At 67.8% G+C, this 24,997-nt stretch carries 20 protein-coding genes; 9 read left to right on the top strand and 11 right to left on the bottom strand.

Annotated elements, in window-relative coordinates:
• Positions 1 to 368: 368 nt before the first annotated feature.
• The 8 genes from L880_RS0130365 to L880_RS0130400 form a co-directional block, all read right to left on the bottom strand.
• Entirely contained in the window at positions 369 to 3,446 is a 3,078-nt protein-coding gene (locus L880_RS0130365; protein WP_027478804.1) for an MdtB/MuxB family multidrug efflux RND transporter permease subunit, read from the bottom strand.
• A 53-nt stretch (positions 3,447 to 3,499) separates the two neighbouring features.
• Positions 3,500 to 5,131, bottom strand: coding sequence for an MdtA/MuxA family multidrug efflux RND transporter periplasmic adaptor subunit (locus tag L880_RS0130370; RefSeq protein WP_027478805.1), 1,632 nt, complete (start codon positions 5,129 to 5,131; stop codon positions 3,500 to 3,502).
• 100 nt (positions 5,132 to 5,231) lie between these two features.
• Positions 5,232 to 5,705, bottom strand: a complete 474-nt coding sequence (locus L880_RS0130375) for a MarR family winged helix-turn-helix transcriptional regulator (protein WP_027478806.1) — start codon at positions 5,703 to 5,705, stop codon at positions 5,232 to 5,234.
• 177 nt (positions 5,706 to 5,882) lie between these two features.
• Positions 5,883 to 6,077, bottom strand: a complete 195-nt coding sequence (locus tag L880_RS0130380; protein ID WP_019575982.1) for a DUF2905 domain-containing protein — start codon at positions 6,075 to 6,077, stop codon at positions 5,883 to 5,885.
• Complete coding sequence (locus tag L880_RS0130385; protein ID WP_051443707.1) at positions 6,074 to 6,898, bottom strand: sterol desaturase family protein; 825 nt, start codon at positions 6,896 to 6,898, stop codon at positions 6,074 to 6,076. Before L880_RS0130385 ends, L880_RS0130380 begins: the two co-directional genes overlap by 4 nt.
• Before the next feature lie 110 nt (positions 6,899 to 7,008).
• A complete protein-coding gene (locus L880_RS0130390; protein WP_027478808.1) occupies positions 7,009 to 8,427 on the bottom strand; it encodes an ATP-binding protein in 1,419 nt (472 codons plus the stop codon).
• A 3-nt stretch (positions 8,428 to 8,430) separates the two neighbouring features.
• Complete coding sequence (locus L880_RS0130395; RefSeq protein WP_027478809.1) at positions 8,431 to 9,087, bottom strand: response regulator; 657 nt, start codon at positions 9,085 to 9,087, stop codon at positions 8,431 to 8,433.
• Between the two features lie 63 nt (positions 9,088 to 9,150).
• Positions 9,151 to 10,275, bottom strand: a complete 1,125-nt coding sequence (locus tag L880_RS0130400; protein ID WP_425389220.1) for a class I SAM-dependent methyltransferase — start codon at positions 10,273 to 10,275, stop codon at positions 9,151 to 9,153.
• Between the two features lie 94 nt (positions 10,276 to 10,369).
• On the opposite strand from L880_RS0130400, the gene L880_RS0130405 reads away from it, so the two are divergent.
• The 8 genes from L880_RS0130405 to L880_RS0130440 all read left to right on the top strand — a co-directional run bounded on the left by L880_RS0130405 (position 10,370) and on the right by L880_RS0130440 (position 19,294).
• Positions 10,370 to 11,152, top strand: a complete 783-nt coding sequence (locus L880_RS0130405) for an SDR family oxidoreductase (protein WP_027478811.1) — start codon at positions 10,370 to 10,372, stop codon at positions 11,150 to 11,152.
• A 26-nt stretch (positions 11,153 to 11,178) separates the two neighbouring features.
• Positions 11,179 to 11,553 carry a dihydroneopterin aldolase gene (locus L880_RS0130410; RefSeq protein WP_019575988.1) on the top strand — a complete coding sequence of 125 codons (375 nt, stop codon included), beginning with the start codon at positions 11,179 to 11,181 and terminating at the stop codon, positions 11,551 to 11,553.
• Positions 11,554 to 11,613: 60 nt separating this feature from the next.
• Entirely contained in the window at positions 11,614 to 12,558 is a 945-nt protein-coding gene (gene ttcA, locus L880_RS0130415; RefSeq protein WP_027478812.1) for a tRNA 2-thiocytidine(32) synthetase TtcA, read from the top strand.
• A 40-nt stretch (positions 12,559 to 12,598) separates the two neighbouring features.
• Complete coding sequence (locus tag L880_RS0130420) at positions 12,599 to 13,249, top strand: DUF4136 domain-containing protein (protein ID WP_051443708.1); 651 nt, start codon at positions 12,599 to 12,601, stop codon at positions 13,247 to 13,249.
• A gap of 41 nt (positions 13,250 to 13,290) precedes the next feature.
• Positions 13,291 to 13,929, top strand: a complete 639-nt coding sequence (locus tag L880_RS0130425) for a histidine phosphatase family protein (protein ID WP_027478814.1) — start codon at positions 13,291 to 13,293, stop codon at positions 13,927 to 13,929.
• Positions 13,913 to 15,076: a DSD1 family PLP-dependent enzyme gene (locus tag L880_RS0130430; protein ID WP_027478815.1), complete on the top strand. Its 1,164-nt coding sequence runs from the start codon at positions 13,913 to 13,915 to the stop codon at positions 15,074 to 15,076. Before L880_RS0130425 ends, L880_RS0130430 begins: the two co-directional genes overlap by 17 nt.
• Positions 15,077 to 15,142: 66 nt before the next feature.
• Entirely contained in the window at positions 15,143 to 16,852 is a 1,710-nt protein-coding gene (locus L880_RS34005; protein WP_051443723.1) for a lysoplasmalogenase family protein, read from the top strand.
• A gap of 96 nt (positions 16,853 to 16,948) precedes the next feature.
• Positions 16,949 to 19,294, top strand: a complete 2,346-nt coding sequence (locus L880_RS0130440) for a hypothetical protein (protein ID WP_157463124.1) — start codon at positions 16,949 to 16,951, stop codon at positions 19,292 to 19,294.
• A 35-nt stretch (positions 19,295 to 19,329) separates the two neighbouring features.
• Here L880_RS0130440 and ruvB read toward each other — a convergent pair whose 3' ends face one another.
• Positions 19,330 to 20,394: a Holliday junction branch migration DNA helicase RuvB gene (ruvB, locus tag L880_RS0130445; RefSeq protein ID WP_027478817.1), complete on the bottom strand. Its 1,065-nt coding sequence runs from the start codon at positions 20,392 to 20,394 to the stop codon at positions 19,330 to 19,332.
• 246 nt (positions 20,395 to 20,640) lie between these two features.
• Between ruvB and L880_RS34670 the strand changes: the two genes are divergently transcribed.
• Complete coding sequence (locus L880_RS34670) at positions 20,641 to 21,780, top strand: carbonic anhydrase family protein (protein ID WP_169737822.1); 1,140 nt, start codon at positions 20,641 to 20,643, stop codon at positions 21,778 to 21,780.
• Between the two features lie 556 nt (positions 21,781 to 22,336).
• On the opposite strand, the gene L880_RS0130455 is transcribed toward L880_RS34670, so the two are convergent.
• Entirely contained in the window at positions 22,337 to 23,944 is a 1,608-nt protein-coding gene (locus L880_RS0130455) for a sensor domain-containing diguanylate cyclase (protein WP_027478818.1), read from the bottom strand.
• Positions 23,945 to 24,021: 77 nt separating this feature from the next.
• The gene (locus L880_RS0130460; protein WP_027478819.1) at positions 24,022 to 24,882 is read right to left on the bottom strand and encodes a LysR substrate-binding domain-containing protein; all 861 of its coding nucleotides are present in this window, start codon (positions 24,880 to 24,882) and stop codon (positions 24,022 to 24,024) included.
• Between the last annotated feature and the right edge of the window lie 115 nt (positions 24,883 to 24,997).

Below are 24,997 nucleotides of genomic sequence, written 5' to 3' on the forward strand. Positions count from 1 at the left end.
TGAAACACAGAGCTGGAGCATCAGAGCGAAGCGATAACCCTGATTCACATCAGCATCAGCTGACGCCGCTGCGCAGCAGCAGCCGTCGGTTCCCGCTCCCCACCTCCCGTCGGGCACGGCGAGCAGCGCAGACTTGGGCGGATAAAGGGCTCGCGTCTGTTTGAGCGCAGCGAGTTTAGCGAGACCCCGCCCAAGTTGAGCAGCGCAGCGGACCCTGCGCAGCAGGGCGTGCACGTCGGGTCGCCTTTTTTTGCTTACTTTTTTTGGCGAAGCAAAAAAAGTGAGGCGCCCGCCGGGGCGCAATCCCGGCCTCCGACCTTCAACAAGGCATGCGCCTAAAAGAGCGCAGCGGCGCAAACGAACAGCGCTCATGCCGACGCCCCCCGCCACCGCCGAGCCAACCCTGCAAACGCCAGATAAATCACCGGCGTGGTGAACAAGGTCAGCATCTGACTGACGATCAGCCCCCCCACCATCGTGACCCCCAACGGATGCCGCAGCTCACTCCCGGTGCCCGTGCCCAACATCAGGGGCAAGGCGCCCAACAAGGCGGCCAGGGTGGTCATCAGGATGGGCCGGAAGCGCAGCAGGCAGGCCTGGTAGATGGCCTCACGCGGGGCCAGGCCCTGCTCGCGCTCGGCCTCCAGGGCGAAGTCGATCATCATGATCGCGTTCTTCTTCACGATGCCGATCAGGAGCACGATGCCGATGATGGCGATGATGCCCAGGTCCAGCCGGGCCGCCAGCAGGGCCAGCAGCGCCCCCACCCCGGCCGAGGGCAGGGTCGACAGGATGGTCACCGGGTGGATGTAGCTCTCATACAGCACGCCCAGCACGATGTACATCGTCACCACCGCGGCCAGGATCAGCAGCAAGGTGTTGGTCAGCGAGGCCTGGAAGGCCAGGGCCGCGCCCTGGAAGCCGCTTTCCACACTGGCCGGCAAATCCATGGCCGCCTGCTCGGCCTTGATCGCCTCCACCGCCTCGCCCAGCGAGGCCCCGGGCCCGGCGTTGAACGAGATCGTCACCGAGGGGATCTGCCCCGCGTGGTTGACCGCCAGCGACACCGGGCGCTCGCTCACCCGCGCCACCGTGCTCAGCGGCACCACCCCGCCCGCACTGGTGGGCACGTACAGGCGCGACAGCGCCTGCGGGCCCAGCTTGTCGGCCGGTTTGACCTCCAGCACCACACGGTACTGCGTGGTCTGGGTGAAGATGGTCGAAATCAGGCGCTGGCCGTAGGCGTCGTACAGCACGGCATCGATGCTGGCCACCGTCACGCCCAGGCGGCCGGCCGCGTCGCGGTCGATGTCGACCCAGGCCTGCAGGCCCTGGTCCTGCAGGTCGGTGGCCACGTCGGCCAGCTCGGGGCGCTTTTTCAGGCGCGCCACCAGATCGCGGGCCACGCGGGTCAGCTCGTCGATGTTGGGCGACGACAGCATGAACTGGTACTGCGTGCGGGCCACCCGGTCTTCGATGGTCAGGTCCTGCACCGGCTGCATGTACAACGCGATGCCGGGCACGGCCTTCAGGTTCGCCGTCAGACGCCGGATCACCTCGCTGGCTGTCACATCGCGCTCTTCACGCGGCTTCAGGTTGATCAGCATGCGGCCCGCATTGAGCGTGGCATTGGCCCCGTCCACCCCGATGAAGGACGACAGGCTGGCCACCGCCGGGTCTTTCAGCACCTGCTCGGCCAGGGCCTGCTGGCGCTCGGCCATGGCAGCGAACGAGGTGTCTTGCGAGGCCTCGGTGATGCCCTGGATGACCCCGGTGTCCTGCACCGGGAAAAAGCCCTTGGGCACCCACAGGTAGAGCAGCGCGGTCAGGCCCAGCGTGGCGGCAAAGGCCAGCAGGGTCAGGGCCTGGCGGTCCAACACCCAGCCCAGCATGCGGCCGTAGCCGGCGATCATGCGGTCGAAGAAACGGCCCGTGGCCTGGTACAGGCGGCCATGGCTTTCCTCGGGGGTGTGGCGCAGCACGCGGGCGCACAGCATGGGCGTGAGCGTGAGCGAGACCACGGCCGAGATCAGGATGGACACCGCCAGCGTGATGGCAAATTCATGGAACAGGCGCCCCACCACATCGGCCATGAACAAGAGCGGGATCAGCACCGCGATCAGCGAGATGGTCAGCGAGATGATGGTGAAGCCGATCTGCTTGCTGCCCTTCAGGGCCGCCTCCAGCGGGCTCTCGCCCTCTTCGACATAGCGTGCGATGTTCTCGATCATCACGATGGCGTCGTCCACCACAAAGCCGGTGGCGATCGTGAGCGCCATCAGCGTGAGGTTGTTGATCGAAAAGCCGGCCAGGTACATCACCCCGAAGGTGCCCACCAGCGACAGCGGCACCGCCACCGCCGGGATCAGGGTGGCCGACACGCTGCGCAGGAACACGAAGATCACCATCACCACCAGGGCCACGGCCAGGGCCAGCTCGAACTGAACGTCCTCGACCGAAGCGCGGATGGTGGTGGTGCGGTCGGTCAGCACCTGCACCTCGACCGAGGCGGGCAGTGTGGCCTTGAGCTGCGGCAGCAGGGCCTTGATGCGGTCCACCGTCTCGATCACGTTGGCGCCGGGCTGGCGCTGCACGTTCAGGATCACGCCGGGCTGCAGATCGGCCCAGGCGGCCAGGCGCAGGTTTTCGGCGTCGTCGACCACGGCGGCGATGTCCTTGAGGCGGATCGGGTTGCCGTTCTTGTAGGCCAGGATCAGCTGGGCGTACTCACGCGCTGATTTGAGCTGGTCGTTGGCGTCCACAGTCGAAGCACGCGAGTAGCCGTCGAAGCTGCCCTTGGCCTGGTTCACGTTGGCCGCGGTGATGGTGGTGCGCACATCTTCCAGCGTGAGGCCGGCCGCGGCCAGCACCGCCGGGTCGGCCTGGATGCGCACGGCCGGGCGGCGCCCGCCCGCGATGCCCACCATGCCCACGCCGGCCACCTGCGAGATCTTCTGCGCCACGCGCGACTCGACCAGGTCGTGCACCCGGATCACCGGCAGCGTGGGCGAGGTGATGGCCAGGGTCAGGATGGGGGCGTCGGCCGGGTTCACCTTGCTGTAGGTGGGTGGCATGGGCAGGTCGCTGGGCAGCAGGTTGCTGCCGGCATTGATGGCCGCCTGCACCTGCTGCTCGGCCACGTCCAGCGTGACATCGAGCGTGAAGCGCAGCGTGATCACCGAGGCGCCGCCCGAGCTGGTGGACGACATCTGCGACAGCCCCGGCATCTGGCCGAACTGGCGCTCCAGCGGCGCGGTGATGGACGAGGTGACCACATCGGGGCTGGCGCCCGGGTACAGGGTGGTGACCTGGATGGTGGGGTAGTCGACCTCGGGCAGGGCTGACAGCGGCAGCAGGCGGTAGGCCAGCAGACCGACCAGCAACAGGGCCACCATCAGCAAGGAGGTGGCCACCGGCCGCAGGATGAAAAGGCGCGACAGGTTCATGCGGCGGCGCTCCACCGAAATGCCGGCTCAGGCGGGACGAGGCGGTTCATGACTCAGCCCCCGCTTTCGCGCTGCTGGCGACGCTCACGCAGCTTTTGCAGGTAGGCGCGACGCTCTTCGGGCGGCATGGCCTTGAGCTTTTCGACCAGCTCGGGCGGCAAGGCGTCCATCCAGCGCGGGCGGGCTTCGCCTTCGGCGCTGGCCCCTGCTGAGGGGGCGGAGGATGCGGCTGCCGATGCTGTGGCCGGGGCGGCTGCCTCAGCCTTGGGGGATGCAGCGGGGGCACCGGTCTTGCCCTGGGCCGGGGCTGCCGCAGGCTTCCCAGCACCCGCCTCAGGGCTCGCGGCGGCACCTGCTGGGGCCCCAGAGGGCGCGCCGGCACCGGGCCGGTTGCCGCGCTTGGCTTCGATGACCTCGACCTTGGCCCCCTCGCGCAGGCGGTCGGCGCCGTCGGTGACCAGGCGATCGCCCGGCTCGACCTCGCCCTCGATGGCCACCCAGTCGCCATCGACCGCGCCGGTCGTGACCTTGCGCAGGGTGACGCTGCCGTCCTCCTTCACCAGGTACACAAAGGTGCCCATGCTGCCGCGCTGGATGGCGTTGTTGGGCGCCACCAGGGCGTTGGGCAGGGTGTCGAGCTGCAGCCGGATGTTGACGAACTGGTTCGGGAACAGCGTGCCGTCGGCATTGGGGAACTCGGCCTTGAGCTTGATGGTGCCGGTGGTGGTGTCGATCGCGTTGTCGGTTGTCAGCACCCGGCCCTGGGCCAGGCGTTTGCGTTGCTCGCGGTCCCAGGCCTCCACACCCAGCACGCCGCCCTTGGCCTGCAGGCGCTGGTTGATCTGCGGCAGGTAGGCCTCGGGCACGGCAAACACCACGGCGATCGGCTGGGTCTGGGTGATGGTGACCAGGCCGGTGGTGTCACTGGCGTGCACGATGTTGCCCAGGTCGACCTGACGCAGGCCCAGGCGGCCGCTGATGGGCGCCGTCACCCGGGTGTACGAGAGTTGCAGCCGGGCGTTGTCCACCTGGGCCTGGTCCGACAACACCGTGCCCTTGAGCTGGCCCACCAGGGCTTCCTGGGTGTCCACCTGCTGCTTGGCGATCGAGTCCTTGGCCAGCAGGTCGCGGTAGCGCGCCAGGTCCAGCTCGGCATTCTTCAGCTGCGCGGCATCGCGCTGCAGCTGGCCCTGCATCTGGGCCAGCGCCACCTCGTAGGCACGCGGATCGATCTCGGCCAGCAGATCACCGGCCTTCACCTGCTGCCCCTCGCGGAACAGGATGCGGCGCAGCTCACCGTCGACCCGCGCCCGCACCGTGGCGGTGTTGAGCGCCGTGATGGTGCCGATGGCATTCACCGACACCCGCAGGTCCTGCCGCTTGGCCGCCCGGGCCGACACCGGCTGAGGGCGGTTGCCAGCCCCGAAGCGGCGCGCACCGGCGCCAGCCGCGCCTGGCGCGCCAGGGGCGGCCCCCTCGGCCGCGCCCTCCGGGGGCGTTGCGCCCTGCTTCTTCCAGTACCAGGCGCCGCCGGCACCCAGGCCCAGCAGCAGGATCAGCAAGCCGACCAGCCCGGCGCGGGAGCGGCGCCGCGGTGGTGACAGGCTGGCGGCCGGGGTCGGCAAAGGGGCGGCAGACACGGGTGACAGGGCGCTGGGTTCGGAGTGGGCGTTGGGGTCGGTCATGGAAGATCAGCCAAGATTCGGGGCAGGCCCGGTGCAAAAGGGAATGAAAGCCATGCCGCCCAACGGAGGCACAGACAGCAAGTGGGGATGACGCCGGCGCTCATTCGCTGAGTTGGGCACGAAAGCCTCCGGTGGCGCTGAGCGCGTGTTCCAGCTGGTCCAGCAGGCCGCAGGCGCGCTGCAGCAAGACCAGCTCATCGGCGGGCAGGTCCTGCAGGTGGGCGGCCATGGCCTGCTCAGCCGCCTCCACCGCGGCCCGCAGGCCCGCCGCGCCTTGCCGGGTGAGGGCCAGCAGCGAGCGGCGCCCGTCGGCCGGGTCGTCGGAGCGGCGCACCCAGCCCTCGGCCTCCAGCTCGGCGATCAGGCGGGTCAGCGACTGCAGGCGCACGCCTTCGCCACGGGCCAGCTCGGTCGGGCTCATGGCGCCCTGGCGGCCCAGCCGGCTGAGCACGCTGAGCTTGAGCGTGCCCATGCCTTCGGCCTCCAGCCCGGGGCGCAGACGGCGCGCCAGCTGCAGCACGCTGGCACGCAGTTGGACCGCACATTGAAGAGGAGACAGGACAGGGGAACTCATGCCAACACCCGCGAACACCTTGATTACCAAGCTTTGACTTGGCAATTATGGTAAGCGTTTTCTTACAAACACAAGTCAGAGAAACCCCGCAGAAGCTGCAAGGCCGAGCGCGCATCTTAGGGAAAGGGCCCCGGCCGATGGGCAGGGGCGAGGCTCTTTTACGCGGAATTTACCTGCTCAAAGCCAGCGTGCCGCAACGCTGAGCGCCAGGCTCAGCACCACGGTCGAGGCGAGCGGAATCGACCATTCGCGGCCGAACAGGCGAAAGCGGAAGTCGCCCGGCAGGCGACCGAAACCCAGGCGCTGCAACCAGGGCGTGATGCCGCTGATGAGCACCAGCACCAGAAAGACGACGATGAACCAGCGGATCATGCCGCTGAGTGTAGGGCCTGTTCCGTGTCTCCCTCGGGTCGGGCGGCAGTCACCGCGTCAAAACGGGCCAGGTAGTGCGCTTGTTCTGTGCCGCACCAGCGGTCCCACCAGGTGAACCACAGCCCGTAATTGCCACGGCCGTTCTCGTGGTGCATGTGATGGTGGGTGGTGGTGGTGAAGTGCCTGCCCAGCCAGTGACGGGCAAAACCCCGAGGCAGGGTCTCGATCGAGAGATGCCCGTGCGCGTTGCGGATGATCTGGTGCAGCGAAAACACCAGCAGCACCCCGCCGTGCACGGGCACCGCCCACAGGATCAGGGGGGTGACCAAGCCATTGATCAAGGCCTCGACCGGGTGGAAGGCATAGGCCGCCCAGGGCGAGGGGTTGCGCGAGCGGTGGTGCACCCCGTGAAAGCGGCGAAACAGCCAGCGCGAATGCAGCAGCCGATGCGTCCAGTAGAAGTAGGCATCATGGATCACCAGCATCAGCGGCAGGCTGAGCCAGAACCAGGCCCAGCCGTATTGGCCGGGCTGCCGGTACACGACGAACTGGCCGTTCCAGATCAGGGCCACCACGCCCAGGCTGACGCCGGCGAACACCGCCATCGACAGCAGCGAGTAGCCGATCTCGCGCCTCAGATCGGCGCTGCGCGGCCAGCCTGAGATGACGCGGTGCGCCAGGCGTCGGCGCAGCAGGCCGTGCACCCCGCCCCACAGCAGCAAGGCCACAAGCAAGTAGCGCCCGGCTTCCATCAGGTAGCTGCCACTCCACACTTGCAGCAGCAGGCGGCTGCTGTCGGCATCCATGCCCGGAAAATTCATATCGGCTCCTTGTTCAGCGTGTCATGCGGCGGTCTGCGAAGGCTTGAGCCCCACCAGCGCCACCGGTCTGAATCAATTCTGCCCAGCGCCACCTTGGGCCCAGCTGAAGATCAGACCTGGCGTGGCAACGCCGGCAAACGAACCTCAAAGCCGACGCCCGCCCCCGCCAGACCCGGCCCCAGGCGGGCGTCGCCGCCCAGCGAGCGCGCCGCCTGGCGCACGATGGCCAGGCCCAGGCCGGCCCCGCCCGCGCCCCCGGCCTGCTGGCCCCGGCCCCGCACAAAGCGCTCGAAGATCTGGGCCTGCTCGGCCTGTGCGATGCCCGGCCCGTCGTCGCGCACCGCTAGGCCCAGCGCGCCGTCCGCTTGCAGGGCCAACGTGACCTGCACCCGCCCGCCATGGCGCGCGCCATAGCGCAAGGCGTTGTCCAGCAGGTTGTCGAGCATCGATTGCCAGGCGCTGGCCGGCAGCGGCCAGGCCAGGCTGTCGGGGCTGTCCAGGTCCAGCTCCACCCCGGCGGCCAGGGCACGCGGGCTGAAGGCGGCCAGGCTCTGCCGGCACAACTCGGCCACATCGACCCGTGCCGCATCGGGCGCCGGCTGGGACTCATCCAGGGCGGCCAGCACCAGCAGTTGCTGGGTCAGGTGCGAGGCGCGCTCGATGGCCTGCTGCAAACCCGCGTGCGCGGCCTGGCGCTCGGCCTCGCTGTCGGCTTGCAGCAGCCAATGGGCCTGGGCAGCCATCACGGCCATCGGGGTGCGCAATTCGTGGGCCGTGTCCTGCAGGCGGGCGCGCTCCAGGGCCAGGCGCTCACGCAGGCGGCCCAGCACCGCGTTGAAGGCCACGCCCACGGTGCGGATCTCGGTGTAGCGATCGTCCACCACCAGGGGCGAGAGGTCATCCCCCCGGGCTTGCTGCAGCTGGGCGCTGAGCTGGCTCAAGGGCCGCAGGCCGCGCCACACCACCAGCACCACGGGCAGCAGGGCAAACGGAAAAGCGATCAGCAGGTTGGGCAGCAGGTCGCTGGCGATCCAGGCCAAGGCCGTGCTGTCGGCCAGGCCCACCGTGGCCAGGCGCAGCGACCAGCGCGCGTCGTCCACCTGGGCCACCCAGTACAGGCGGCCCTGCAAGGTCTGCTCCTGCACCCGGCCGGGCTGGCCCAGCAGGGCCTGCTCGCCGAGGGCCGCGCTGGCATACAGGCGCTGCCCGCCCTCGCGGGCGCGCAGCTCCAGCCACAGCGGCGCCAGCGCGTGGCCCTGGTTGCTGGCCGGGTCGGCGCGTGAGGCGTTCAGCATGATGTCGGCCGTGGCCGCCACGGTGGCGGCGTCGGCCGGCTGCTCGATGATGCGCAGGCCCTGCACCATCACCTGGGCCAATTTGAGCAAGGCCGCATGGTCGCTGACCGAGTGTTTGAAGCGGGCGTAGTTGTAGCCCGTGAGCACCAGTTGCACCAGCACAAAGGCCAGGCCCAGGGCCACCATCAGGCGGCGCATCAGGGAGACGGGCTGGGTGGGTCGGCGCGTGCCCACGGCTCAGGCCTTCAGCAGGTAGCCCACGCCGCGCACGGTGTGGATGCGCTCCGGCCCCAGCTTGCGGCGCAGGTTGAACACATGCACCTCCAGCGCATTGAAGTCGATGGCCTCGCCCAGCGGCTCCAGGCGCTGGGCCAGAAAACCCTTGGGCACCACCGCGCCGGGCTCGCGGGCCAGTTCGAGCAGCAGCTTGAACTCGCGCGGGGTCAGCTCCAGCGGCTGACCGGCCAGGCGGGCCACATGGGCCCGCGGCTCCAGGGTGAGCTGCCCCACGGTCCAGACCTCGCTGGCTTGGCGGGCGTAGCGGCGCAGCACCGCGCGGATGCGCGAGATCAGCTCGGCCGGGGCAAAGGGCTTGACCAGAAAGTCGTCGGCGCCGCCGTCCAGGCCTTCGAGCCGGTCTTGCAGGGCCGAGCGCGCCGTGATCACGATCACCGGTACCGCACTGGCCTGGCGCCGCCACTGCGCCAGCAACTGCAGGCCGTCGCCATCGGGCAGGCTGAGGTCCAGCAGCACGCAGTCGACCCAGGCGTGGTCGACCACCGCAGGCGCATCGGCCACGCGGCGCAACCACTCGCAGCTGAAACCTTCCAGCTTGAGTGCCGCCTGCAGGGCACGCCCCAGGTCCAGGTCATCTTCGATCAGCAGCAGGTGCATGGCGGCAAGGGTGACACAGACAAGCTTGGCGCTGGCTTAAGACCAAGAAGACCCTTGAGAGCCTCAGAGCCGGTGCGTGCGGTCGCCCCGGGCAAAGCCCAGCGGCTGCCAGTCGGCCCCACGCCCCAGGGCGATGACTTTGAAGAACTCGCCCATCTCGTGCTCGGTGATGAGCTTGATCGTCATGCTGCGCAGGCCCAGGTCGTCGGCCGGCATCAGCTCCAGCAGGCCGCAGTTGATCAGGAAGTGCGCCTGGGTGGTGTAGCCCAGCACGTCCAGCCCCGACTCCTGCGCCGCCAGCGCGATGCCCGTGAAGTTGACGTGGGCGGTGATGTCCTTCAGGCCCGGGTCGGCCAGGGGGTCGCTGTCGGCGCGGTGGCCGCGGTGGCACATCACCGTGCCCATGTGGCGCTGCGGGTGGTAGTACTCGCTCTCGCCAAAGCCGTAGTCGATCAAGAAGATCGCGCCGCGCTCCAGGTGGTCCGACAGGGTGCGCACAAAGGCCTCGCCCTGGGGGTGGATCTCGGTCAGGTAGTCGTGCGGGCCCTCGATGTCCAGCGGAGGGCGCAGTTCGGTCGGGCGGTCGGCCCACACCAGCTGGCCTTGCTGCACCGCCACGCCGCGCTCATGCCAGGCCCCGCCCACGCGGGCCAGCAGCTGCACCGGCATGGCGTCCAGCACCTCATTGCCCACCACCACGCCGCTGAAGCGCTCGGGCAGTTCGGTGGCCCAGTGCACCCGGTCGCCAAAGGCGGCCAGGGCTTGCCGTTGGCGCTCGCGCAGGCTGCCCGACAGGTCGACGATGGTGTAGCGGCGCACCCGCTCGCCCAAGGCAGTCAACAGCTGCAGCGCCAGCGCGCCCGAGCCGGCGCCGAACTCCCACAGTTCATCGGTGCCGGTGGCGTCGAGTGCCTGCGCCAGTTGGGCGGCCAGGGCCTGGCCGAACAGCGGCGACATCTCGGGCGCGGTGACAAAGTCGCTGCCCGAGCCCGGCAGGGTGCCGAACTTGCGGCTGTCGTTGGCGTAGTAGCCCAGGCCGGGGGTGTAGAGGGCGGCCGCCATGAAGGCGTCAAAGCCCAGCCAGCCGCCGGCCGCCTCGATGTCGCGCTGCAGGCGGCTCAGCAAGGGGTTGTGGGTCGGCACATCGGCTGCTGCGTGGGAATCGGTGGGGGAATCGGTGGGGGACATGGGGTTCGTGCTCACCCGCCTATTGTCCACGTTCGCTCTAGCCCAATGGCCTTGGCCCGTGCGCGGTGGGGCGGCGCCGTGGACAATCGCCCCCATGACCGAAGCAAGTGTTGAATCCGTCGAACTGCCGCGCACCGTGCTGATCACGGGCGCCGCCCGGCGCCTGGGCCGCGAAATGGCGCTGGACCTGGCCCGCCACGGCTGGCGCGTGGCCGTGCACTACCGCCACTCGCGCACCGATGCCGAGGCCACCGCGCAGGACTGCGCCGCCCTCACCCCAGGGGCCACCGCCTTCGCCGCCGACCTGCAGGACGAGGCCGCCGTGCGCGACCTGGTGCCGCGCGTGGTGGCGGCCCTGGGGCGGCTCGACGCGGTGGTCAACAGCGCCTCGCTGTTCGAGCACGATGACGTGGGCACCTTCAGCTTTGCCGCCCTGGAGCAGCACCTGCGCAGCAATGCCGGCGCCCCCATCCTGCTGGCCCAGGCCCTGCATCAACATTTGCAAACGCGCCAGGCCCAGGGGGCGGTGGTCAACCTGCTGGACCAGAAGCTCTGGAACCAGAACCCCGACTTCCTCAGCTACACCTTGTCCAAAGCCGCGCTGGAGGCCGCCAACACCATGCTGGCGCACGCGCTGGCCCCGCGCCTGCGCCTGGTGGGCGTGGCCCCCGGGCTGACCCTGACCAGCCACATGCTGAGCGACGAAAAATTTCAGCAACTGCACAGGCTGTCGCCGCTGGGGCGATCGTCCTCCAGTGCCGACGTGGCCGCCACGGTACGATTCGCGCTGGAAAACGCCTCCATCACCGGCACCACGCTGCTGGTGGACGGCGGCCAGCACCTGATGCGCTTCGAGCGCGACTTTTCGCTCATGTGAATGAGCCCTTACATCGCCTGTTCACCATGAGCTACAACACCAAAGGCACCCAGATCCTGACCCTGAGCGGCCTGCGCTTCGACGCCAACCTGGGCATCCTGGAGCACGAAAAGACCAGCCCCCAGCCGATCCAGGTCGATGCCGAACTCAACCTGGGCACCCAGCCCCTGCTGCCCACCGACGACGACATCCACCATGTGCTCGACTACCGCAAGGTGCGCCAGATCATCATCAACGAGTGCACGGCCGAACACGTCAACCTGCTGGAGAGCCTGATCGGCAAGCTGGCCCACCGCCTGATGCAACTGCCCGGCGTGCTGGGCGTGCGCGTGAAGATCGCCAAGCTGGAGATCTTCGAGGACTGCGAAGTGGCGATCCGGGTGGAGACGGGGCATTGGTGAGCCCTGCCTGCGTCAACCTGAAACAGAGCCGCTTTCGGCTCCAATGCGACAATAAGCCCCATGAATGCCGTTTGGATTGACCCCGAAAACACCGCCTCCACCGAGGAGGCGGACGCCCAGAAGCGCGAGCTGAAGATCGAGCGCGAGACCCACAAGCTGGAAAAGCGCCTGTGCCGCCAGGTGGGCCAGGCCATCGTCGACTTCAACATGATCGAAGCCGGTGACCGCATCATGGTGTGCATGTCGGGCGGCAAGGACAGCTACGGCATGCTCGACATCCTGCTCAAGCTCAAGGCGCGTGCGCCGATCAGCTTCGAGCTGGTGGCCGTCAACCTCGACCAGAAGCAGCCGGGGTTTCCCGACCACATCCTGCCCGAGTACCTGGCCGGCCTGGGCATTCCCTTCCACATCGAGACCCAGGACACCTACTCCATCGTCAAGGAGAAGGTGCCCGAAGGCAAGACCATGTGCAGCCTGTGCAGCCGGCTGCGCCGCGGCATCCTGTACCGCGTGGCGCGCGAGCTCAAATGCAACAAACTGGCCCTGGGCCACCACCGCGACGACATGCTTCAGACCTTCTTCCTGAACATGTTCTTTGGCGGCAAGCTCAAGGGCATGCCGCCGAAACTCGTCAGCGACAACGGCGAGTTCACCGTGATCCGCCCCCTGGCCAATGTGGCCGAGAAAGACCTGATCCGCTGGGCCGAACACCGCCAGTTCCCCATCATCCCCTGCACCCTGTGTGGCAGCCAGGAGAACCTGCAGCGCAAGCAGGTCGGCAACATGATCCGCGACTGGGAAAAAAAATACCCTGGCCGCATCGAGAACATGTTCACCGCGCTGCAGAACGTGGTGCCCTCGCACCTGATGGACGGCAAACTGCACGACTTCAAGAACCTGCGCCCCACCGGCATCGCCGACGACGAGGGCGACAAGGCCTTTGACCACGAAGAGTTTTCCACCAGCAGCCCGGCCCTGAATGGCCTGCAGGTGGTGCAACTCTGAGGTTCAGGCATCCCACACCCACCGGGGTCAGGAGATCCACATGACGAGCAAACGCGCAACAACCCGCTGGCCTCTGCTGCTCTGGCTGGGCCTTCTGGGCCTGCTGCTGAGCGGCTGTGCCAGCACGCACTGGCAAGTCGAGAGCGACGTCGAAACCTATGCCAGCACCCCGGTGGTGGCGCCGGGCAGCCGCTTCCGCTTCGAGCGCCTGCCCTCGCAGGAGCAGGCCACCCCGCCTGAAACCCAGGCCCGCATCGAGGCCCTGGCCCAGAAGGCGCTTGAAAAGGTGGGCCTGCAGCGCGATGACGCCAACGCCCAGTTCAGCGTGCAGGTGGGCGTGCGCACCACCACCGTCACCGATCCGTTTGCGCCCTACCCCTTCGGCGGCTGGCCCGGCTATGGCTGGTCGGGCCGGGTGTGGGCCGGACGCGGCATGTACTACGGCTCGGGCACGCGCGGCCTCTGGGGCGGCATGCCCTATGCGCCGCCGCGGGTGCTGCGCGAGGTGGCCCTGCTGATCCGCAGCCACACCGATGGCAAGCCGGTGTACGAGACCCATGCCGCCAGCGATGGCCTCACCCGCAGCGAAGAAGTCACCCTGGGCGCGCTGTTCGAGGCCTCGCTGCAAGGCTTTCCGACCCCGCCCAAAGGCCTCAGGCGCGTCAACATCGACGTGATGATGCCGCCCTGAATGCAGGCTCTGGCTCCAGCCCGGGGCCTAGAATCGCCGCCATGGACGTCACCCGAATCATTGCCATCCGACATGGCGAAACCGCCTGGAACGTGGACACCCGCATCCAGGGCCAACTCGACATTCCCCTCAACGACCAGGGCCTGTGGCAGGCGCGCCGCGTGGGCGCCGCCCTGGCCTCGGAGTCGCTGCACGCCATCTATGCCAGCGATCTGACCCGGGCCTGGCAGACGGCCGGCCAGATCAGCGAGCACACCGGCCTCAGCGTCACCCCGCACACCGGCCTGCGTGAACGCGGCTTCGGCACCTTCGAGGGCCGCACCTTCGCCGAGATCGAAACTGAACTGCCCGACCAGGCCTACAAATGGCGCACCCGCGACCCCGAATTCGCACCCGAGGGCGGCGAATCGCTGCTGAGCTTTCGCCAGCGCGTGGTCAGCACCGCGGCCGAGCTGGCCGAGCGCCACGCTGGCGAGCAGATCGTGCTGGTGGCCCACGGCGGCGTGATGGACGTCCTGTACCGTGCCGCCACCGGCCAGGAACTCCAGGCCCCGCGCACCTGGGCCCTGGGCAATGCCGCCATCAACCGACTGCTCTGGACCCCCCAGGGCTTCACCCTGGTGGGCTGGTCCGACACCCAACACCTACAAGACGAGTCCCTGGATGAAAGCACCCCCTGAGGCGCTGCTGGCCCTGCGCGGCCAAGGCGTCGACGCGATAGACACCCCGGCCCTGGTGGTCGACCTCGACGCCATGGACCGCAACATCCAGCGCATGGTCGATTTCAGCGCAAAGCACCAGATCCAGTGGCGCCCGCACGCCAAGATGCACAAGAGTGCCGAGCTGGCCCGCCTGCTGATCAGCGCCGGCGCCACCGGCTGCTGCGTGCAAAAGACCAGCGAGGCCGAGGCCCTGGCCGCCGGCGGCGTGAACGACATCTACATCAGCAACCAGGTGATCGCGCCCGCCAAATTGGCCCGCGTCGCCGCCTTGGCGCAAACCCTGGCCACGCGTGGCGGCTGGCTGACGCTGGCGGTGGACAGCGCGCTCGGCATCGAGCGCCTGGACCAGGCCCTGGCGCTCAGCAGCGCCCGCGTGCGCGTGCTGGTCGAGATCGACGTGGGCCAGGGCCGCTGCGGTGTGGCGCCGGGCGAAGCCGCCGTGGCGCTGGTGCGCGACATCAAGGGCCGGCCACGCCTGCAGTTCGGCGGCCTGCACGCCTACCACGGCGGGGCCCAGCACCTGCGCAGCGCCAGCGAACGCCGGCTCACCATTGCCAACGCCGTGCAGGCCGTGAATCGAACCTGCGAGGCCTTGCAGAGCGCCGGCTTCCAGATCCCCCTGATCACCGGCGCCGGCACGGGCACCCTGGTGCTGGAGGCCGCCAGCGGCGTGTACGGCGAGTTGCAGGCCGGCTCCTTTCTGTTCATGGACGCCGACTACGCCCTCAACGAACGCGACCCGGCACAACCCCAGTTCGAACACGCCCTGTTCATCAAGACCCAGGTCATCAGCGCCCGACACAGCCATGCGGTGTGCGACGCCGGCCACAAGAGCCATGCCGTCGACAGCGGCATGCCCCGCGTGCACACGCCCCCCGGGGCCGAGCCGCTGGTGTTCAGCAACGGCGGCGACGAGCACGGCCTGCTGACCACCGTGCGCCCCGCCGCCGCGCTGCCGGCGGTGGGCCAGACCCTGTGGCTGATCCCCGGCCATTGCGACCCCACCGTCAACCTGCATGACCACCTGGTGGGCGTGCGCGGCGGGCTGGAGCACGGCGTGGTCGAACGCATCATCACGGTGGATGCGCGCGGCGCACTGACCTGAAGCCGGGGGCCTGCCCCCGGGTTGATGCGGAGCCGCCCGACGGACGGCAGCGCCAACAATGCGGGCATGAACGCCACCCAGATCATCGTCCTGGCCACCCCCGTGTTCTTCGCGCTGATGGCGCTGGAATACGCCTGGGGCCGGCACACCGGCCGCAACACCTACCGCCTGCACGACACCCTGAGCAGCCTGGCCCTGGGCGTGCTCAGCCAGCTGAGCGCCGTGTTCATGGTGGGCCTGACGCTGGGCCTGTACACCTGGGCCTGGCGGCATGCGGCCCTGTGGCGCGTCAATGACTTCTGGCTCAGCCTGCCCGGCTGGGGGCTGGCCCTGCTGTTCTACGATTTCTGCTACTACTGGCTGCACCGCATGGGCCATGAGGTGGCCCTGCTGTGGGCCGCGCACGTGGTGCACCACCAGAGCCAGCACTACAACCTGTCGACCGCGCTGCGCCAGACCAGCAGCGGCCCCCTGCTGGCCTGGTTGTTCTACCTGCCGATGGCGCTGGCCGGCGTGCCGCCCCAGCAGTTTGCCGTGGTGGCGCTGATCGACCTGCTCTACCAGTTCTGGATCCACACCGAGCATGTGCCGCGCCTGGGCTGGTTTGACAGGGTCTTTGCCTCGCCCTCCAACCACCGCGTGCACCACGCCGTCAACGACGCGTACCTGGACCGCAATTACGGCGGCATCCTGATCCTGTGGGACCGGCTGTTCGGCACCTTCCGTGAAGAGACCGAGCCCTGCGTGTACGGCACCCGCAGCCCCTTGAACAGCTGCAACCCGTTGTGGGCCAATGCCGAGGTCTATGCCGGCCTGCTGCGCTCCAGCGCACTCACCCCGCGCTGGGGCGACAAGCTGCGCCTGTGGTTCAAGCCGCCGGGCTGGCAACCGCCCGGCCTGGGCGCCGTGAAGCCCACCTTTGACGCCGCCACCGTGCCCCGCTTCGATCCACCTTTGTCGGGGCCGCAGGCCCTGTTCTGCGGCGCGCAGTTTCTGGCCCTGCTGGGTGCCTCGGCCAGCTTTTTATGGCTGGCCGAGGGCCATGGGCTGGCGCAGCTGCTGCCGTGGGCCGCGGCGTTGGTGCTGGGCTGGTGGTGTCTGGGCGCGGCCCTGCAAGGACGCCTGGCATGGCTGGAGGTGGGCATGCTCGAAGCCGCGGCGCTGGCCACCCTCACGGGGGCCGAGGGCCTGCAGGGCTGGCACCACCTGTTCAAACCGTTGGCCATGGCCCTGGCCTGGCTGTGGGTGCTGCGCCGCACCCCGCCGGGCCAACCCGAAGGGCGGCTGCTGCTGGCCCTGGGCGCCTGCCTGGTGGGCGACGTGATGCTGATGCTGCCCGGCCTGTTCCTGCCCGGCCTGGCCGCCTTTCTGATCGGCCACCTGGCCTACCTGGCGCGCTGGCGCCAGGACGCCTCCTGGCTGGCCAGCCGCCCGGCCCTGCTGGGCTGCGCCAGCGCCGGGGCGCTGATGCTGGCCGTGCTGTGGCCGCACCTGGACCCGGTGCTGCGCGTGGCCGTGCCCGCCTATGTGTGCGTGATCGTGCTGATGGCCGCCCAGGCCCTGGGCCGGGCCACCGTGCTGCGCACCCCGGCCGCCTGGGGCGTGGCCGCCGGCAGCGTGTGCTTCATGGTCAGTGATTCGCTGCTGGCACTCAACCGCTTCGTCAGCCCACTGCCTCAGGCCACGCTGTGGGTGCTGGGCAGCTATTACCTGGCGCAGTGGCTGCTGGTGCACCACGCGGTACCGTCCGCACAGATCTGCCCTGAGCAAGGCTGATCAGGCATCAAAGCCTCAATAAGATCCCGCCCCGATCACGCGAGCTCGTGATTGGCAGTGGCACGTCAGCCACTGCCGACCTCCAGGGATTTTTCCATGAAACAAGAAAAGGCCAAGGTAATCGGCCAGGGACTCACCCGTCGCAAACTCGGCACATGGCTCGGAGGAGCCAGTGCATTTGCCCTGGCGGGCTGTGGCGGTGGATCAGAGTCCCGTAGCAACGCCGACTCGGGGGAGAACAACAGCGGAGACCAGACAGCCACCACGGCCCCCGTCATCATGCGTTTTCCAAGCAATGTGGTCGGAACGGTCGGCTCGCCTCTCACCCTGTCAGCCCAGGTGACCGGAAAACAACTGCGCTTTCAATGGGTCCGCAATGGACTTGACGTCCGTGGAGCCACCACCCCGGAATACAGCTTCATTCCTGCACTGGCTGACGATGGTGCGATCTTCGGGATCCGAGCCTGGAACAGCGTCGGACAAACCAGCAACAGTGGCACGGAACTGAGGCTCCAATCAGGTGGCACTGGAACATTGCTGGGGCTAACCGGGGCCATGGGCGGGCGAGGCCGCATGGATGGCATTGGCACCGACTCCCGTATCGCACCTATATCCTTCCTGCCTCAGGTCGATGGGTCCTTGCTCGTCAAGGAGTTCAGCCCTTACGACAAGAAGCCGACTTGGTCGCGCCTCAGCAGCACAGGACAGCGCGAGCCTCTGGGTCTCAACAACCTGGCGCCGTTCGAGGGAAGGCCCCATTTGCCTGTGGCCATGATTCAAACAGAGACTAGCGAAATGGCCTTCCGTTGGAATGGATCTTCATTGGGTGAGCTTCTGCTCAGCCGAAGGATCCCCAATGTTCCGGACATTCCGGCATCGGTAGACGGTCACCGCGACACTGAGGCGTTCGTGGGATCGGTAACCTCTCCCGTTCTGATGGACGACGGGACCCTGTATTTCATTGACTATCAAGTCAGGGCTGTGCGCTGCCTCACGCCAACGAAGCAGGTTGTGACCTTGTCCAAGCTGCCCAGCAACTCCATGTTCGACAAGATGGTGGTGCTGGCTGATGGGCGCTTTTTGGTGCTGGGTCAAGACTTAATCAACTTTGGATGGAAAAGAACACTGTGGCGCCTGGAGTTGGCAGTCACAGACACGCCGCGCTGGGTCTGGACTCCGCTGCCCACCACCGGCCTGCACATGGCTTTGGCGACTGACCGCAGTGGCAACAGAATCTACAGCGCGCAGGGCAACGCTCTGATCGAATTGACAGCAGACGGCACTGTGACAGTGCTGGCGGGCTCGATCACAGCCAGCCCTGCGACATATGACGGGCCAGCCGGTGAAGCCAGATTCGAATTGTGGAACAGCATCGACTTCGCCACAGAAGTTCGAGTGGGACGAGATGGCCTGTTGTGGGTCATGGAAGGAGCCAACGCGACTTTGCGACAGTTCAACACCAACAGCGGCCAAGTCCAAACTGTTCTGGGCCGGAGCACAAAAAGCGGTTTCGCCAATGGCGACAGCCTTTCTGCAGGCTTCGAAAATCGTGACATCCAAGCTTGGGCTACAGACACCTCAGGCAACCTTTTTTTGATCGACCGAAAGCACAATGTCTTGCGCCAAGTGGCCCCTACGGGAAAGACGGAAACAATCCTCAGTCATTTTCCAGCCGATGGTGGGCTGGCAGTCGGGCCAGACGGCTCGTACTATGCCATCCAGGGCTATGCCATCCTGAGGATCAGCCCCACAGGGAGGCAATCGGTGCTGGCCGGCCAGCTGCAACAGTCCGGCTATGTCGATGCGCAGGGATCGAGTGCACTTTTCCTTCGCCCCCGCGATCTTTGCTGGGACGCCGACGGTTGTCTGCTGATCGCCGATGGGTGGGTTGACACTGACCCAGACCAGTACACCGCCATCATCCGTGGAGGGACTGTGCGAAAGGTCACGCAGGACGGCCACGTGAGTACTTTTGCTGACCCGCCGTGGTCTGGGCACACAATGAGCAACAGCTTTCCCAGCACCCAGCTCCTGGCACCAAGCTCCATGGCCTGCAACGGTTTGAGCCAAATCGCCATCGCCGACGTCAGCTTCGTCAGGCGTCAGATCCGTGTCTACGACAACCGTGGCCGCTTACTGAAGCTTCTCACGTTGCCCAGCCCCAACGAACCCTACAGCGACTTGGAATCGCGTTGGTCCGCGCTCACCTACCTGGCCTGGGCCGACAACACCAGCCTGTTATGGGGTGAGAACAACCTGATCCAGCGCATCGACCTGAACGGCCAGACCCAGATCGTGGCCGGCACGCCAGGCCAGTGGGGTGTCCGCCGAGGAGCCCTGCCCGGATGCCTGAATCTGGTGGCGGGCCTGTTGCGCAACCCTGCCAAGCCCAACGGGTATTTCGTACTCAGCGAGAACTTGGTGCTGCAAATGACGCCTTGAGCGTTCCGCCTGCGGTTGATCGCCGCCATTGCACTTCAGCCGCCCGACAGATCGCTCGCGTTCTTCGAGGGCGTCACGCCCAGGTGGCGGTAGGCGGCCAGGGTGGCGATGCGGCCGCGCGGGGTGCGCTGCAGGTAGCCCTGCTGGATCAGGTAGGGCTCGATCACGTCTTCGATGGTGCCCGACTCTTCGCCGATGCTGGCGGCGATGTTGTCCAGCCCGACCGGGCCGCCGTCAAAGCGGTGGATCACGGCCTCCAGCAGCTTGCGGTCCATCACGTCAAAACCCTGCGGGTCGACGTCGAGCATGGTCAGCGCACGTTCGGCGATGGCCCGGGTGATGCGGCCGTCGCCCTTGACGTCGGCGTAGTCGCGCACCCGGCGCAGCAGGCGGTTGGCGATGCGGGGGGTACCGCGTGAACGGCGGGCGATCTCGAAGGCGCCGTCGTCATCGATCGGGGTGTTGAGCAGGCCGGCGCTGCGCCGCACGATGCGGGTCAGCTCTTCGGCAGTGTAGAACTCCAGCCGCGCCACGATGCCGAAGCGGTCGCGCAGCGGGTTGGTCAGCATGCCGGCCCGGGTGGTGGCCCCCACCAGGGTGAAGGGCTGCAGGTCGAGCTTGATGCTGCGCGCCGCCGGCCCCTCGCCGATCATGATGTCGATCTGGTAGTCCTCCAAGGCGGGGTAGAGGATTTCCTCCACCACGGGCGAAAGCCGGTGGATCTCGTCGATGAACAGCACATCGTTCTTCTCGAGGTTGGTCAGCAGCGCGGCCAGGTCCTTGGGCTTTTCGAGCACTGGGCCACTGGTCTGGCGCAGGTTGACGCCCAGTTCGGCCGCGATGATGTGGCTCAAGGTGGTCTTGCCCAGGCCGGGCGGGCCGAACAGCAGCACGTGGTCCAGCGCTTCGGATCGCTTGCGCGCCGCGCCGATGAAGATGTCGAGCTGCTCGCGCACCTTGGCCTGGCCCACGTACTCGTCGAGCAGCTTGGGGCGCAGGGCGCGCTCGATGGCCTCTTCATGGGGCGAGGTCGGCGCCGCCGACACCACACGCCGGTCGGGGGCGGGAACAGGGGCGAAATCGTCGGTCTGGATGGTCACGGCGGCTCAGGACAGGTCAGGGCTTCAGAAAAAACGGGTGGGGCCGCAAGCCGGCCCACCCGGGTGCTGACTATATAGCGCCGCCCCGGCAAAGACAGCGTGGGCGACTCAAGTGAGGGCGCCGGATGCCGATAAAGCAAGTAACCTTTACTGACATTCAAATCAGAACGGTCACAAACAACGGGTCCGATGATGACGAAGAACCAAGAACACACCAGAACCCTCCTGCCGATGGACCGATCCGGCATGAATCGACCCTTGACCCTGTCTCTGCTCTTGCTGACCTGCGCCCTGGGGCTGGGCATGGCGGGCACCGCCCGCGGGGCGGATGACCATGGCGATGCCCATGGCAAGCCCGCCGCCAAAGCCACTGAGAAGGCTGAAAAAGCCAGCCCGGCCACCAGCCCGGCCGATGTGGCCGCCCGGATCCGCGAAGGCGTGGAGCGCAACAACCAGGCCGGCCGCGGTGCCAAGGGCGAAGGCGCCACCGTGATCGAGGTGCGCATGCCCAAGGCCACGCCCACCAAACCCTCCGGGGCCCTGGCCAACCCGATCGATGCGCGCAGAATGGCCGCCGCCGACAAGGAGGGCAACAGCCGCGAGTACATCCGGGCCAAGGCCGCAGCCATGGCCGGGGGCGACGATGGGCACGGCAAGGCCGAAGGGGCCGCCGCCGAGGTGCACGGCCAGCACGGCAGTGCCCACTGGGAGTACGAGGGCGAGAACGGCCCGGCGGCCTGGGGCAAGATGCAGCCCGAGTTCAGCACCTGCAGCCTGGGCCGGCGCCAGTCGCCGGTGCACATCACCGATGCCGACACCCTGGTGGGGCCGGCCGAACCGCTGCAGCTGCGCTACATGCCCAGCACGGCCTCGGTGGTGAACAACGGCCACACCATCCAGGTCGACCTCGACCCCGCCAGCCCCAACACCTTGACCGTGCGCGGCTCGACCTACAAGCTGCTGCAGTTCCACTTCCACCACCCGGCCGAAGAACGCATCAACTACAAGGGCTACTCCATGGTGGCCCACCTGGTGCACAAGAACGACCAGAACCAGCTGGCCGTGGTCGCCGTGCTGATGGACCCGGGCCCGGCCAGCGCCTTCATCAACAAGGTCTGGACCTACATGCCGCTGGACAACCAGGACCGCGTGCAAATGCCCCCCGGCGCCCTGAACGTGGCCGACCTGCTGCCACCCGACCTGCGCTACTACCAGTTCCTGGGCTCCCTCACCACGCCCCCCTGCACCGAAGGCGTGCTGTGGCTGGTGCTGAAAACCCCCGTCACCCTGAGCTCAGAGCAACTGCGCCTGTTCTCCAAACTGTTCCCCAACAACGCCCGCCCCACCCAACCCCTGAACAACCGCGTGGTGCGCGAAGTGCAATGACACCCGCAGCAGCGTAAAAACGAGGGAGCCACCAGGCCCCCTTCTTTTTTCTGCAAAAGTGCAAGCCTGACAGCCCGGGCCAGGGCTGGGCAGCAGAACAGCGCCTGAGTCACGCGTCTGCACCCGCACCCAACAAAAGCCAAAACGGATCCCTGCCCGATCAGGCACGCACTGCAACGAAGAGGTCAGGCCGGCGCCGGGCCGCCCCAAGGCGGCCTGCGGCCCCCTCGGGGGGCTGAGCCCTGCGGCTCCAGGCCTGCCTGCGCAGGGCTGGACAGGGCGAAGGGCGTCCGCGTCTCGCGGCCGCACGTGGGAGTGACCCGACATGAGGGGGCCCTACAGGCCCCCTTCTGAATTCAGCCAGCTTTAAACGAAGAGGTCAGCCCGCCGCCCGGCCGCCCGAAGGCGGGCTGCGGCCCCCTTGGGGGGCAGGGAGTGACACGAAGTGCATGACCGTGGGGGCTCACAGCCCAGGCCGGCGCCGGGCCGCCCCAAGGCGGCCTGCGGCCCCCTCGGGGGGCAGCGACCACACGAAGTGAGGGAGCGTGGGGGCCACTCACACTCCAGCAAAGCGGATCTGGTTCGTCCCCGCCCGCTTGGCCGCATACATCGCCGTGTCGGCCCGGGCCAACAGGTGGTCGCGGTCGCGCGCATGCTCGGGATACAAGGCCAGGCCGGCGCTGGCGCTGATGCGGATCTCCTGCTCGCCCAGGTGGTAAGGCTGGGCCAGCTGATCGATCAGCTTGCGCGCCAGCTCAGCCGCCACCTCACGGCTGGCGACATCGAACATCACCAGCACGAATTCGTCGCCACCGATGCGGGCCACCACATCGGCCTGGCGCACACCGCTGCGCAGGCGGGTGGCAATGGCCTGCAGCAGGCGGTCACCCATCTCATGGCCCAGGTGGTCGTTGACCGGCTTGAAGCCGTCCAGATCGAAGAACATCACGGCCAGGCGCCGGTCCTGGCGTTGCGCCAAGGCCAGCAACTGGGTCAGGCGGTCCATCAGGCTGCGCCGGTTGGGCAGACCGGTGAGGGCATCATGGTGGGCCAGGTGCTCCATGCGGCGCTCGCTTTCCTGCAGCTTGTCCAGCAGGGTGTTGAAGCCCACCACCATCTCACCCACCTCGTCCTGGCGCACCACAGGCAGCGGGGCCAGGGGCTCCAGCCGATCCGCCATGCGGTGCATGCGCCGGGCGCTGTCAATCAGCGGCTGAAACTGCCGGCGCAACACGACGGCCAGTGCCACCAACACCACCGTGGCAATCACCAGGCTGGAGCGCAAGGCCAGCTTCTGCACGGCCCCCATGGCCTCAAAGGCCACATCGGCCGGGATGCCCGCCACCACAAACCAGCCGGCCGAGGGCACGCTGGCCACTCCGACAATCTCTTCGCCGCCCCGGGCGTTGGTGCTGACGCCTGCGCCGCGCCAGCCCTCCATGGCCCGGTCGTGCAGCGGGTTGACACCCGCCGTGGGCGTGCGCTGCAGGCGCAGCTCGGGCACCGAGGCCGCCACGAACATCTGCTCGGCCGGTGAAATCAACAGAAAGTCGGCCCCCTTGTCAGACCGGGGGCGCTGGAGCAGGTCCAGAAAACCCGGGGCATCCAGTTCGGTGACGCCGGCCAGCACGGCCAGCAGACGCCCTCGCGGGTCTTGCACCGGCACGGCCATCAGCAGTTCGGCCGCACCGGAGGCCTCCGAAAGCCGGGGCCGAGCCAGCACAAAGCCGGGCTGCTGCACCAGCCGCCGGAACCAGTCGGTGTCATGGAACGCGCTGCTGCGCTGGCGCGGTCGGGGCGGAAAGTCGGCCCAGGCGCCGCGCCCGTCAGGGCGGATCACGATGAAGCCGTGCGAGAACAAAGGCGCCAGCATCTGGCGCTCGGCCAGCCAGGCCTGCAGGGCCTCGGGCTGGCCCAGCAGAGCCGGCGGCAGTTCGATGGCCAGCCGCTCCAGCAAGGCTCGACGGGCCCGCACCTTGGCGTCGATGTCGTCGGCCACATAGTTCGCCAGGGTGGCCTGCTGGCCCATCACCACGTCTTGCAGGCTGCCGCGCACCACCCAGGGCAGCAAGGTCATGCGCATGACCAGGCCCAAGGCGACCGTGGCGATGCTGATGACAATCAGTCGGGTGGCGAGGCTATTGGCGAATCGGCGAAAGGCCATCCAGAGGTTCCTGCTGCGGATTCACGGTGGTGCAATTGAAAAGAATGGCCGTCAGTATACGGAGCCACAACCGTCCGTCAGCCTGCGGCGCAGCTTTCCAGGAAGGCAGCAATCAAGCGCGCCCCACGTCTGTCGCGCAGGCAATACAGATACTCGACCAGGCTGGGCACCTCGTCCTCAAACGGCAGCACCACCAGTTCGGGGTGGGCGCTGGCCTCGTGGCGGGCAAACACGCTCACCCCCATGCACCGGATCACCGCCTCGCGGATGGCCTCGCGGCTGGCGATCTCCATGCTGCGGCCCACTGCCACGCCGGCCCGGGCCAGGGTCTCCTCGGTGAGTTGACGGGTGGTCGAGCCGCGCTCGCGCACGATCAGCTCGCAGCCGGCCAGGTCACTCAGGCGCAGCGCCCGGCGGGCTGCCAAGGGGTGGCTGCGGTGCAGGATCAGCACCAGCGGGTCGGAGCCCAGGGTCAGCCGGTGCAGACGCACATCGGTTTCCAGGTGGGACGAGGTGGCCAGGTCCACCTGGTAGGCCAGCAGCGCATCCACCATCTGCCGTGAATTGCCCGCCCCCAGGCTCAGGTCGACCAGCGGGTAGCGCTGGCGAAAGCGCTGCACGATGTCCAGCACGTAATACGGCGCCGTGGCCCCCAGCCGCAGGTGGCCGCGCGGTTGATCGCCCGAGTTTCGCAGTGCGAACTCGACCTGGATCTCCTGCTGCAGCAACTGGTCGACATGGGGCAGCAGTTGCACCCCTTCGTCGCTCAGGCTCAGGCGCCCGCCCTGGCGGCGGAACAGCTCCACCCCGTAGTGCTCCTCCAGGGCCTTGATCTGGGTGGTGACGGTGGGCTGGCTCAGCCCCAGCTGACGGGCCGCCTGGGTCACGCTGCCCAGGCGGGCCACGGTGAAGAAGGATTTGAGTTGGCTGACGAACATGACCCAAATCTACCAATGGTGGCTTCAGGATTTTGCGGCTTCGTGACACCGGCGTTTCACACAGGCTGCCTAAATTAGCGCCCAGAGCCCCGGCTGGCGGGCTCCACCCCCCCGG

This window comes from Curvibacter gracilis ATCC BAA-807 (assembly GCF_000518645.1).
Taxonomy (GTDB): domain Bacteria; phylum Pseudomonadota; class Gammaproteobacteria; order Burkholderiales; family Burkholderiaceae_C; genus Curvibacter; species Curvibacter gracilis.